Consider the following 12,912-nt stretch of genomic DNA (forward strand, 5'->3'; position numbering starts at 1 on the left):
AACTCCCGCATAGATTCAAAAGATTTGAGGAGAAATCCCCATGCTAAACATGTCGAGGCGCCAGTTTCTCAAAGTGAGTGGCGCAACGCTTGCCGGGTCCAGCCTGGCAATGCTCGGGTTCGCGCCCGACGCGGCACTGGCGGAAGTCCGTCAGTTCAAGCTGGCGCGAGCGACCGAAACCCGGAATACCTGCCCGTACTGTTCTGTCGCTTGCGGCATTCTCATGTACAGCTACGGCGACGGTGCGAAGAACGCGAAGAAGAGCGTTTTCCACATCGAAGGCGATCCAGATCACCCGGTCAATCGCGGTACGCTGTGCCCGAAGGGCGCCAGCCTGATCGACTTCATTCACAGCCCGAATCGCCTCATGTATCCGGAATACCGCAAGCCGGGTTCGGACAAGTGGGAACGCATTTCCTGGGACGATGCGCTCGACCGCATCGCCAAACTGATGAAGGCCGACCGCGACGCCAACTTCGTTGAAAAGACGGACGACGGCATGACGGTCAACCGCTGGTTGACGACGGGCATGCTCGCCGCATCGGCATCGAGCAACGAAGTCGGTTACCTCACGCACAAAGTCATCCGCAGTACCGGGATGCTGGGATTCGATAATCAGGCGCGTGTCTGACATGGCCCGACGGTGGCAGGTCTTGCCCCGACGTTTGGCCGTGGAGCGATGACGAACCATTGGGTCGACATCAAGAACGCGGATCTGGTACTCATCATGGGCGGCAACGCAGCCGAGGCGCACCCGTGCGGTTTCAAATGGGTGACCGAGGCGAAGGCGCACAACAAGGCGCGCCTGATCGTCGTCGACCCGCGCTTCAACCGTTCGGCATCTGTCGCGGATTACTACGCCCCGATTCGTACCGGCACGGATATCGTCTTCCTCGGCGGGTTGATCAACTACCTGCTCACGAACGACAAGATTCAGCACGAATACGTCAAGAACTACACCGATTTCACCTTCCTGGTGAAAGACGAGTTCGCGTTCGAAGACGGCATTTACTCGGGTTATAACGCCGAGAAGCGTACTTATGACCGCAGCTCCTGGGATTACCAGAAGGGCGCCGACGGCTACGTGCTTACCGACCCGACGCTGCAACACCCGCGCACGGTGTTCCAGTTGATGAAGCAGCACTACTCGCGCTACACCATCGAGATGGTGGAGCGTGTGTGCGGCACGCCGGCCGACAAGGTCGAGTACATCTTCAAGCAGATCGCCGAGTGTTCGACGCCGACGCGCACCATGACCATCATGTATGCGCTGGGCTGGACGCAGCATTCCATCGGTTCGCAGATGATTCGAACCGGCGCGATGGTGCAACTGCTGCTGGGCAACATCGGTGTGGCGGGCGGCGGCATGAACGCGCTGCGCGGGCACTCGAACATCCAGGGTCTGACCGACCTCGGATTGATGACCGACTTGCTGCCGGGCTACATGTCGTTGCCGAAGCAGGCCGAGCAGAGTGTCGACCAATATCTGACGGCGCGTACGCAAAAGCCGTTGCGTCCGAACCAGCTCAGCTACTGGCAGAACTATCCGAAGTTCTACGTGAGCCTGATGAAGGCGTGGTGGGGCGACGCGGCCACGGCCGAAAACAACTGGGCGTACGACTATCTGCCCAAGCTCGACAAGCCGTACGACCTGCTGCAGGTGCTCGAGTTGATGAATCAGGGGAAGATGACCGGCTACATCGCGCAGGGCTTCAACCCGCTCGCGGCCGCGCCGGGCAAGTTCAAGTGGGATCAGGCGCTCGCCAAGCTCAAGTTCCTGGTCGTCATGGACCCGCTGGCCACCGAGACGTCGGAGTTCTGGAAGAACTTTGGCGAGCACAACGACGTCGACTCCAGCAAGATCCAGACGGAGGTGTTCCGCCTGCCGACGACCTGCTTCGCCGAAGAAGACGGCGCGCTGGTCAACTCGGGCCGCTGGCTGCAATGGCACTGGAAGGGCGCCGAGCCGCCGGGCGAAGCACGCACCGACATCGAGATCATGACGGGGCTGTTCTTGCGCCTGCGCGAGATGTACAAGACGCAGGGCGGTAAATTCCCCGACCCGATCGTCAATTTGTCGTGGCCGTATGCCCAGGCGGAGAGCCCGTCGCCCGAGGAAATCGCCAAGGAATACAACGGCCGTGCGCTCAAGGACATCGTCGATCCGAAGGACCCGACCAAGGTCACACGCAAGGCCGGCGAGCAATTGGCCGGCTTCGCGGAACTCAAGGACGACGGCAGTACCTCGTCGGGTTGCTGGATCTTTGCCGGTGCCTGGACACAGGCGGGTAACCAGATGGCGCGCCGCGACAACAGCGATCCGACCGGTATCGGTCAGACGTTGAACTGGGCGTGGGCGTGGCCGGCGAACCGTCGCATTCTGTACAACCGTGCCTCGGCCGACCTCGCGGGCAAACCGTTCAATCCGAAGCACAAGCTGGTGTGGTGGAACGGCAAGGCCTGGACGGGGGCGGACGTGCCCGACTTCAAGGTCGACGAGGACCCGGCGGGCGGCATGAGCCCGTTCATCATGAACCCCGAGGGCGTGGCGCGCTTTTTCGCGAAGGCGGGTATGGCCGAAGGGCCGTTCCCCGAGCACTACGAGCCGTTCGAGACGCCGCTGGGCTACAACCCGCTGCATCCGAAGCAACCCAAGGCCACCAGCAATCCGGGCGCACGCGTGTTCCCGGACGATCTGGCGACGATGGGTACCGTGGATAAATTCCCGTATGTGGCGACGACCTATCGTCTGACCGAGCATTTCCACTACTGGACCAAGCACGCGTTGCTCAATTCGATCATCCAGCCGGAGCAGTTCGTCGAGATCGGCGAAGCGCTGGCGAAGGAGATCGGCATTGTGGCGGGCGACACGGTCAAGGTGTCGTCCAACCGGGGCTTCATCAAGGCCCGCGCGGTCGTCACCAAGCGCATTCGTGCGCTCAAGGTGGACGGCAAGACGATTCACCACGTCGGCATTCCGATTCACTGGGGCTTCAAGGGGGTGGCCAAACCCGGGTTCCTCGCGAACACGCTTACGCCGATCGTCGGCGACGGCAATTCGCAGACCCCCGAGTTCAAGTCGTTCCTGGTGAAGGTCGAGAAGGCATAGGGAGGCGCCATGGCACTGCAATCACTTGATATCAAACGGCGCTCGGCAACGACCTTGCCGTCGCCCTCTGTGCGCGAGGCGCACACGGGCGACGTCGCCAAACTCATCGACGTCTCGAAGTGCATTGGCTGTAAGGCTTGCCAGACGGCGTGCATGGAATGGAACGATCTGCGCGACGAAGTCGGCGAGAACGTGGGCGTGTACGACAATCCGCGCGACCTGTCGGCGGACTCGTGGACGCTCATGCGCTTCACCGAGTACGAAAACCCGAAGGGCGACCTCGAGTGGCTCATCCGCAAGGATGGCTGCATGCATTGCGAGGACCCGGGCTGCCTGAAGGCCTGCCCGTCGCCGGGGGCGATCGTGCAATACGCCAACGGCATTGTCGATTTTCACGAAGAGAACTGCATCGGCTGCGGGTACTGCATTACCGGGTGCCCGTTCAACATCCCGCGTATCTCGCAGAAGGACCACAAGGCCTACAAGTGCACGTTGTGTTCCGATCGCGTGTCGGTCGGGCTGGAGCCGGCGTGCGTGAAGACGTGTCCGACCGGCGCGATCATGTTCGGCACCAAGGACGCCATGAAAGATCAGGCGGCCGAGCGCATCGAAGACCTGAAGTCGCGGGGCTTCGATAACGCGGGGCTCTACGATCCGGCGGGGGTGGGTGGCACGCACGTGATGTACGTGCTGCATCATGCCGACAAGCCGTCGCTGTATCACGGCCTGCCGGATAACCCGCGCATCAGCCCGATGGTGACGTTCTGGAAGGGCATCGCCAAGCCGCTGGGCGTAGCCGCCATGGCGTTCACTGCGATTGCCGGCTTCTTCCACTACATCAAGACCGGTCCGAACGAGACGACCGAAGAGGATGAGGCGCAAGCCCGCCGGTACGATGCGTCCCGCAAGGGCGATGGTCCCGATGGCCAGAAGGGCGCCGTCACGCACGAGGAGGTCTGACCATGTCGCACGAACCAAGCGATCGCAAGGACGATCTGATCGAGCGTTACAACGCCGCGGAGCGCATCAACCACTGGATTGTCGCGGGCACGTTCATTCTGCTCGCGCTTTCCGGGCTGGCGCTGTTCCATCCGTCGATGTTCTGGCTCACCCATCTGTTCGGCGGCGGGCCGTGGACGCGGATTCTGCATCCGTTCGTCGGGCTGGTGATGTTCGTCGCCTTCGTGTGGCTCGCGCTGCGGCTTGCCCGCTACAACAAGTTCGAGTCGCGCGACACGGAGTGGATGAAGAAGATCGGTGACGTGCTCGACAATCGCGAAGAGAATCTGCCGGAGGTCGGGCGCTACAACGCCGGACAGAAGCTGCTTTTCTATGTGATGGTGTTGTGCATGATCGGACTGCTGCTCTCGGGTATCGTGATCTGGCGCGCATATTTCGCGTTCTACTTCCCGATCTGGGTTGTTCGTCTGGCATCCGATGTGCATGCGGTGTGTGCATTCGTGTTGATTTGCGGCATCATTACGCACATCTACGCGGCGATCTGGATCAAGGGTTCCGTGCGCGCCATGACGCGCGGAACCGTCACCCGTGGCTGGGCGTGGAAACACCATCGCGCCTGGTACAAGCAACTCAACAAATGAGTCCGGCCCAGGTGGCCGGACGCTCTTACGAGGCCGGCCACCTTGCAACGCATTCTTGAACCCGGACAGATCGAGTCGCTCGATCGCACTTCCATTCCCCGTTTGCGCATGCCGCAGCGTGCCGAGGTTTTCTCGGCACGGGCGGCGCGCTTGCGTCAACTTGCCGACGGCCATCCGCTGGGCGACTACCTGCGGCTAATGGCTGTACTTGTCGACGCGCAGCAACGCGTGCTCGACAACTTCCAGCCAGAACGCCCGTCCGTCGAATCCATCGAGCAGGCACAGCGGCACTGTATGCCGCTCGTGCCCGCCACCGGCGGATACGACGCGGGGCGCTGGCAGCCGCTGCTCACACCGCTGCTCGACGCTGTGGCGGCGCAGCCGGACTTGCCGGCTCCGGTTCGCGGGGTACTCGATCGGATTCGTGCAACCGATCCGGCCACGCTCGAAGCTGGGGCGCTATCGCTGCTCGCCGGGCACGGCAAAGGCGTCGATGCCGCGAGCGCACCGTTTCTGATGGCCGCGCTGCAAGTGCTCTGGACGGGCGTGGCAAGCACGTTCGACGCAAGCGAAGTGCCGATGCTCGACGTGCCCAACGTCTGCCCGCTGTGCGGCACGCTGCCGGTGGCGAGCGTCGTTCGTATCGGTGGCGCGCATGAAGGCTACCGCTATCTCGCCTGCGGACTGTGCTCGACCGAATGGCATATGGTTCGCGTGAAGTGCACCCATTGCGAAGCGAGCGAACATGTCGCGTACCACGTCGTCGACAAGTCGGGGGACGCAGCGGCATCGAACGCACAAGCTTTGGCGGCGGTCAATGCCGAGGCAGACGTCGCCAAGGCCGCCGATGGCCGTCCGAAGCTCGACGAAGCGGCCAAGCGCGTTGCGTCGTCACCCATCCGGGCAGAGTCGTGCGACGACTGCCACGGCTATCGCAAGATCTTCTATCAGGACAAAGACCCGTTCGTCGAGCCAGTTGCCGATGACCTCGCGAGCCTCGCCCTCGACGTATTGATGGGCGAAGCGGGATACGCGCGGGCCAACGGGAACCCGTTGCTCTGGCAGAACACTGAAGACGCTTAAGGGGATGGGGATGGCCGAGCACGATCACGGGCTGGCGGGGGCGGCGGATCTGCCGTCGCTTGACCGGCTGCTGGGGATGCCGGAGTTTCAGGCCGCGCTGGCCGACTTTGGACGCACACAAGTCACGGCTGCCTTGCGTCGTGATCTCGACGAATGCCGTGCGGCGGCGCTCACGGGCACGCTGACGCGTGACACGCTCACACCGGCTGCTTTCGGGGGGCGAGTGACGCACGCCCTGACCGAGCGCAACCGGGGGATGCTGCGTCCGGTCTTCAATCTCACGGGTACGGTGCTGCACACGAATCTCGGACGCGCGTTGCTGCCGGAGGCCGCCGTCGAGGCGGTCATGCAGGCGCTCACCGCCCCGGCCAACCTCGAATTCGATCTCGCTATTGGCGGACGCGGCGACCGCGACGATCTCGTCGCGCCCCTGCTGTGCGAGTTGACCGGTGGCGAGGCGGCAACTGTCGTGAACAACAACGCAGCGGCGGTGCTGCTGATGCTGGCGACGCTCGCCAAGCGTCGTGAGGTCGTCGTCTCGCGCGGCGAACTGGTGGAGATCGGCGGCGCGTTTCGCATCCCCGACATCATGACGCACGCGGGCGCGAAGCTCGTCGAGGTGGGCACGACCAATCGCACCCATGCCGCCGACTATCGCAACGCCATTGGCGACAAGACGGCGTTGCTGATGAAAGTGCATTGCAGCAACTACGAGGTTTCTGGCTTCACCAAGAGTGTCGACGTTGCCGAGGTCGTGCAGATTGCCCGGCCGCACGGTGTGCCGGTGGCGGTGGATCTCGGTAGCGGCACGCTCGCGCCGCTGGAGCGCTGGGGCCTGCCGCACGAGACGACCGTGCAGGAGACGATTGCGGCGGGTGCCGATCTCGTCACCTTTTCCGGCGACAAATTGCTGGGCGGGCCACAGGCGGGCATGATCGTCGGACGCAAGGATCTCATCGCCAAAATCAAGAAGCATCCGCTCAAGCGAGCACTGCGCGTCGGCAAGCTGACGCTTGCGGCGCTCGAGCCGGTGCTGCGCCTGTATCGCGATCCCGATCATCTGACCGAGCGGCTCACCACGTTGCGGCTGCTCACGCGTACACGTGCTGACATGGCGGTGCAGGCGGAGCGTCTCGCTCCCGTTCTTGCGCAGTCGCTGGGCGATGCCTATACCGTCACCGCCGCGCCGATGGTGAGTCAGATCGGCAGTGGCGCGTTGCCCGTCGAGCAGCTTCCGAGTTATGGACTGGCGATTGCGCCTGCCGGTGGTGGCAAACGTGGCAGCGGTCGTGCGCTCGCCAAACTCGAAGCGGCGTTGCGCGCGCTGCCGTATCCGGTGATCGGCCGCATTGCCGATCAGACGTTATGGCTCGATCTGCGTTGTCTCGAAACGGAGGAAGAGGCGCGGCTCGCGCTGCAATTTGCGGAGCTTCGTGCATGATCGTGGGCACCGCAGGTCATATCGACCACGGCAAGACGAGTCTCGTTCACGCGTTGACCGGTGTCGACACCGACCGGCTGAAGGAAGAAAAAGCGCGCGGCATTTCCATTGAATTGGGGTATGCCTACACACCGTTGCCGGATGGGGAGGTGTTGGGATTCATCGACGTTCCCGGACACGAGAAGTTGATTCACACGATGGCGGCCGGTGCGGTCGGCATCGACTTCGCGTTGCTGGTGATCGCGGCAGATGACGGCATCATGCCGCAGACGCGCGAGCATCTCGCCATTCTGACGATGCTGGGCGTGCGGCGTGGCATGGTGGCGCTGTCCAAGGCGGATCGTGTCGATGCGGCGCGTCTGGCGGCGGTGACGCAGGAGATCTCGCAATGGCTTGCGCACACCCCGCTGGCCCAGGCTGACGTGGTGCCCGTGTGCGCGACGACGCCGGGCGATGCTGGTGTGGCGCTGTTGCGCGAGTCGTTGACGCGTGCGGCGCAGGCGCTGAGCGAGTCCGGCAACGCATCGCGCCGCAACGACGCCGTGTTTCGACTGGCGGTGGACCGCGTCTTCACACTGGCGGGCCAAGGCACGGTCGTGACCGGCACGGCGTTCGCCGGCACCGTGCACGTGGGGGACTCCCTCACGGTGATGCCGCAGGGACTGCCGGTGCGAGTGCGTAGCATCCATGCACAGAACCGGCCGGTGGAAGCGGGCAAGGCAGGGCAGCGCTGTGCGTTGAATCTGGCGGGTGTCGAGCGCGACCAACTCGGGCGCGGCGACTGGATCGTCGCTGCGGGATTGTCGGCGCCGTCGACGCATGTGGACGTCGAGCTGCATTGGCTGGAAGGCAGTGCGCCGCTCACGCAATGGTTTCCGCTGCACGTTCATTTAGGCACGGCGCATCGGCAGGCCCATACGGTGCTTCTCGAAGGCGACACGCTGGCGCCGGGGAGTACGATGCGCGTGCAGTTGGTCTTCGATACGCCTGTTTGCGCAATGCCGGGCGACCGCTTCATCGTGCGCAATCCGCAGGCGACGGCAACCGTTGGCGGCGGACGCGTGCTCGACCCGGCGGCGCCCGAACGAAAGCGTCGTTCGGCTGCGCGTCTGGCGTGGCTCGATGCCGTTGCGCGTTATCTCGATGGTGACGGACTCGATGCGCTTCTCGCGCAGTCGGCATTCGGACTGACGAGTGCGCAGGTGGTCGCGCTGACGGGGTTGCCTGCGGGGCAATGGCAGTGGCCGGCGAACGCCGTGGTGCTTCCCGAGGCGGAAGGGGGGGCACTGGCGTTTGCGCCGCAGGCGTGGGACATCGTTCGCAGCCGGGTGCTCGATGCGCTGCGCGACTATCACGCACGCGTGCCGGACGAGCCGGGTCTCGATGCCGCGCGTCTGGGCCGCATGACGTGGCCGTCGCTGGACACCTCGTGCTGGCGCATTGTGGTGCGCGCGATGTTGGCCGAAGGTGCGCTGGCGCGCACGGGTGCGTGGTTGCACCTGCCGGCGCACCGCGTCGAAATGACGGATGAGGAGAATGCGCTGGCCGAAGTGTTGCTGCAGCGCGTGGCGCGGGGGCACTTCGATCCGCCTTGGGTCCGGGATATGGGACGCGAGTTGAACGTGCCCGAAGAGCGGGTACGCTCGGTGTTGCGCAAGCTCGCGCGGCAGGCACGTGTGCATCAGATCGTTAAGGACCTGTTCTACGACGACGCGTGCATGCAGACGCTGGCGGGCATGATCGCCGGCGCGGACGGCAAGGTCGAAGCCGGCGTGTTTCGGGATGCGACGGGATTGGGGCGCAAGCGTGCGATTCAGATTCTGGAGTTCTTCGATCGTGCGGGATATACTCGCCGCGTTGGCAATTTTCATGTGCGGCGCCCCGGAGTGGTGTGGGGGGCGGCGTAAGTCAATGTTGGGGTGACGTTATCGTTAGGTCGCCTGCGCAATGCAGGAGCACTTCCCTCGTCATTGAGCAAGTGAAATTGTTTTGAATTAAGGAAGGCATCCGTATCCGGTGATGCGGCCGGGCTTCAAACCCGGTTGGGGGCGTCAGCCGCTCCCAGGTCGGTTCGACTCCGGCTGCTTTCCGCCATAAGGCTTTCGGCGATTTTCCATTTTCTATTCTCTTGCCGAAGGTCATCGCCTCGAATCTCGTATCTCGTCGCGCAGGCTTCACGTTTCCACCCCGCCGGTATTGCGCAGAGTATTCGGCTATCGCCTCCGAGGTTAGTTGCGCGCTGCGGAACCCACGTCGTACCATGCATTCGCGCTGAAGCCAAGGCGAACTATGAGAAAAATCGTATTGAAGTCGACGATGCGTGGTGAAAGAATGCTTCGTTGTGCTGTGGGTGGCGAAGATAGCGTGGCCACCCTTCAGGGCGGTGGCCAGTGGCCCGATGCGAACACGAAATCGAAAACGTTGGGCGCACGCGGGCGATGATCGGAGTGAATTACCCAGAGCTAAATCAAAAGAATATGGGGGGTCTCGGGGGCACTAACGGGAGGTACTGGGAATGCGAGGAATGCTAATTTCTCGGTGTTGCGTGTGTTTCGACGATTGGCATTTCTCGGTGTTGCGTGTGTTTCGACGATTGGCCATGCAGGCCCGTCAACGGAAGAAGCCATATGTGGCGGCGCAAGCGCGATCGTGGCGACTTGGCCATGCGATAGCTCAAGCGATGGGTCTTGCACGCTGTGGGGTGTCGATTCCGCGCATTCGGGACGTTGGGAAGAACAGAGCATTTTTTCGTCGAAGGCGCCAAAAGCGTTGATCGCCTGGCATTCAAGGACGCCTGTTCAAACGGACGTTGCTCTCGCCCTGAATACTCGGTTTGCTCCACCCCGGTGTCCAGGGCAGTGACGAGAGCGTTGAGTGCGATGCCTTCGACGCGCTAGCCATTCGACGATCAAACGCCCAAAGCCGCCTGTGGCGTATTGCACAAGCGGATGAGCATCCGGTTGAATGCATTCGTGAGACTGATCGTAATCGTGAGATCGACTAGTCCGCGCTGCTCGAACGCAGCGCGGGCTTTCGCATACTGATCGTCGGGTGCGACCGTTTGTGGCTACCAGCGTGACCGACTCTGCCCAGGCGAGCGCCTCGCGGTCGCGTCCAACGAACCTCCTGCTCCCAGCCCAGAAGTCCGCATCAATGTCGCGGATAGCGATAGAATCGGAATTCCTTCTGCGTGCCGGCCGGACGACAGTGCGCAGCGGCGACGAAAGTCGTTCATTTTGTCCCCCTTTTGGTTTCCCACGCCGAGTCACAACGATGACGAAAGACGAACTGGAAAAGGTCATTTCGATGCGTTTCCAGGAGATGCCGCCGAAGCTGCGCCAGGCGGCGCGGTACGTGCTCGATTCCCCCAAGGAAGTGGCCCTGCAGTCCATGCGCACGGTGGCAGCGCGTGCGCAGTTGCAACCGGCGTCGATGCTGCGTCTGGCCCGTGATCTCGGGTTTTCCAGTTACGAAGATTTTCGCTCGGTCTATATCGACTGGCTCTCGGCCGGGCCGTCCGGACCTTCGGGGCTGCTCGAACGGGCAGAACAGGTTCGCGAACATTCCCGTGCCTCGGGCGACGACCAGTTGCTGGCCGAGTCGCTCGCGCATGAGTACGGCAATCTGGAAGCCACGCTGTCCAAGCGCAATGAAAAGAGCTTTCACGAGGCCGTCGATCTGCTGCGCAATGCCAGCCGAATCTATGTGCTCGGCCTGCGCAGTCTCTATCCGCCGGCGTTCTATCTGCATTACGTGCTGTCGACCTTTCAGGACAACGTGACGTTGATTTCCGGCGAAGGCGGTGCGTTGATCGACGACATGCGGCGTATCGGCAAGACCGACGTGCTGCTCTGTTTTACCGCGCGTCCCTACACGGTGGCGAGCGTCGAGACAACGCGCTTCGCCCGGCAGCGCGGGGCCACTGTTGTGGCAGTGAGCGACAGCACGCTGTCTCCCGTCGCGGCGCAGGCGCATACGTGTATCGTTGCGCCGAACGCGAGCCTGTCGCTGTTTCCGTCGATCCTACCCGCGCTGGCGGTGGCGCAGACGCTCGCACAATTGCTCATGGCCCACGGCGGCGAGGAGACGTTGGCGGAAGTGGCGAATAGCGCCGCACAACTCCACGAATTCAACATTTATACGACTGACGACTGAGCGTTGACCGGACACCGGATAACAAAATGCCCGTCGATGCCTTGCGGCCGTCGACGGGCATTTTGCATTGACGGGGCGGTCCGCTCGCGCCACCCACGTCGATTCAGACGATCGTTTCCCCTCAGTTCAGACGGGCGCTGACATTGACCAGCCCGAAGTTCGGACGGCGACGCAGCATGAAGTACAGACCCACGATCATGAGTGCCGTCCCCACCATGAACCAGAACTGAAAGCGCGAATCCGGGTTGAAGGCTTGCGAGATGAGCACGGCGACCAACGTCAGGAAGGCAATCGCGTTGGAGAACGGGAAGAACCACGCCTTGAAGCTCGACGCTTCCATTTCCTGCACCGGCTGGCGCGCCATCTTGAGACGCATGACGAAGTGCGCCACGATGATGAAGATCCACACCGTCATGACGAACGCGCCGCTGCTTTTGGCCAGCATGAGGAACAGATCGCCACCGCTCACGAAGTGCACCGCGAGAATGCCCAGGCAGATGGCGAAGCTCAAACCGAGCGCGTTGATCGGCACGCCACGCGAATTCGTGCGGGCGAACATCGGCGGTGCATAACCGCGCTGGCTCAGCGAGTACAGCATGCGTGAGTTCGAGAACAGGAACGAGTTCATCACCGACATGAACGACACGAACAACACGGCCTTCATGGCGAGCGCAGCGTTCGGGAAGCCGGCCATGCTGAACAGCGAGACATAGGGCGACGCGAGGTTGGCCTTATCGGTCCACGGCAGACAGAGAATGATGATCGACACGGAACCGATATAGAACACCAGCACGCGGAAGATCACACTGCGGATGGCGCGCACGACGTTCTTGCGCGGGTTCTCCGATTCCCCGGCCGCGACGGCGGCGATTTCGCTGCCACCCAACGAAAAAATCACGACCATGATGCCCGCGATGACCGGCGAGATGCCGTTGGGCATGAAACCGCCGTGTGAGGTGAGGTTGCCGAAGCCCGGTGCGGGGATCTTGGCTTGCAGGCCGAACAGGATCGAAAGGCCGAACAGCATGAAGATAACGATGGTCGCCACTTTGGCGAACGAGAGCCAGTACTCGGCTTCACCGAATGAGCGCACCGAGTAGGCGTTGCTCACGATCAGGGTGATGAGCATGACCACCGCGCCGCCCCAGACCGGCAGCCACGGCAGGAATTCGTTGAGAATCGAGCCGAGCAGGATGGCTTCGATGGTGATCGTCATCAACGATTTGAACCAGTACAGCCAGCCGACGGCAAACCCCGCCCACTCGCCGAGATAGGTGCTCGCATACGTGGAGAACGAGCCGCTGTCGGGATTGCGCGAGGCCATCTCGCCCAGCATGAACATCACGAACGTGACGATCAGGCCGCCCACGAGGTAGGACAAAATGGCCGCCGGGCCGGCGGTAGCGATGATGGCGCCGGAGCCGACGAAGAGGCCGGCGCCAATGACGCCGCCAAGGGCAATCATGGTGATATGCCGCTGTTTGAGGCTTTGACTCAGCGAGTTCTGCTGCATGGTCGAATTC

General features: G+C 62.6%; 8 protein-coding genes, 1 tRNA gene and 1 pseudogene. 8 read left to right on the top strand and 2 right to left on the bottom strand.

All coding sequences use genetic code 11. The features are described 5' to 3' along the window. Window positions 1-40 precede the first annotated feature (40 nt). From fdnG to C266_RS11470, 7 genes are all read left to right on the top strand, one after another. Complete coding sequence (gene fdnG, locus C266_RS11440; protein WP_144265792.1) at window positions 41-3,109, top strand: formate dehydrogenase-N subunit alpha; 3,069 nt, start codon at window positions 41-43, stop codon at window positions 3,107-3,109. Window positions 3,110-3,118: 9 nt separating this feature from the next. Further along, window positions 3,119-4,069 (top strand): formate dehydrogenase subunit beta, encoded by a 951-nt coding sequence (gene fdxH, locus C266_RS11445; RefSeq protein ID WP_010806416.1) that lies wholly within the window; start codon window positions 3,119-3,121, stop codon window positions 4,067-4,069. A 2-nt stretch (window positions 4,070-4,071) separates the two neighbouring features. After that, entirely contained in the window at window positions 4,072-4,710 is a 639-nt protein-coding gene (locus C266_RS11450) for a formate dehydrogenase subunit gamma (protein ID WP_010806417.1), read from the top strand. A gap of 51 nt (window positions 4,711-4,761) precedes the next feature. Further along, entirely contained in the window at window positions 4,762-5,793 is a 1,032-nt protein-coding gene (gene fdhE / locus C266_RS11455) for a formate dehydrogenase accessory protein FdhE (protein WP_144265805.1), read from the top strand. 10 nt (window positions 5,794-5,803) lie between these two features. Further along, window positions 5,804-7,234: an L-seryl-tRNA(Sec) selenium transferase gene (selA, locus tag C266_RS11460; protein ID WP_010806419.1), complete on the top strand. Its 1,431-nt coding sequence runs from the start codon at window positions 5,804-5,806 to the stop codon at window positions 7,232-7,234. Further along, window positions 7,231-9,141 carry a selenocysteine-specific translation elongation factor gene (selB, locus tag C266_RS11465; RefSeq protein ID WP_010806420.1) on the top strand — a complete coding sequence of 637 codons (1,911 nt, stop codon included), beginning with the start codon at window positions 7,231-7,233 and terminating at the stop codon, window positions 9,139-9,141. The genes selA and selB overlap by 4 nt, the downstream gene beginning before the upstream one ends. A 91-nt stretch (window positions 9,142-9,232) precedes the next feature. Further along, window positions 9,233-9,328, top strand: a tRNA-Sec gene (locus C266_RS11470). Window positions 9,329-10,142: 814 nt separating this feature from the next. Here C266_RS11470 and C266_RS28055 read toward each other — a convergent pair. After that, window positions 10,143-10,356, bottom strand: a pseudogene (locus C266_RS28055) (carboxymuconolactone decarboxylase family protein); the annotation flags it as partial. Between the two features lie 151 nt (window positions 10,357-10,507). Between C266_RS28055 and C266_RS11475 the strand changes: the two are divergent. Next, window positions 10,508-11,389: a MurR/RpiR family transcriptional regulator gene (locus C266_RS11475; protein WP_010806421.1), complete on the top strand. Its 882-nt coding sequence runs from the start codon at window positions 10,508-10,510 to the stop codon at window positions 11,387-11,389. Window positions 11,390-11,510: 121 nt separating this feature from the next. Here the strand turns inward: C266_RS11475 and C266_RS11480 are convergent, their stop codons facing one another. Beyond that, on the bottom strand, window positions 11,511-12,902 hold the full coding sequence (locus tag C266_RS11480; RefSeq protein ID WP_010806422.1) for an amino acid permease: 1,392 nt from the start codon (window positions 12,900-12,902) through the stop codon (window positions 11,511-11,513). Window positions 12,903-12,912: the final 10 nt, after the last annotated feature.

This window comes from Pandoraea sp. SD6-2 (assembly GCF_000389825.1).
In the GTDB taxonomy this organism is placed as follows: domain Bacteria; phylum Pseudomonadota; class Gammaproteobacteria; order Burkholderiales; family Burkholderiaceae; genus Pandoraea; species Pandoraea communis.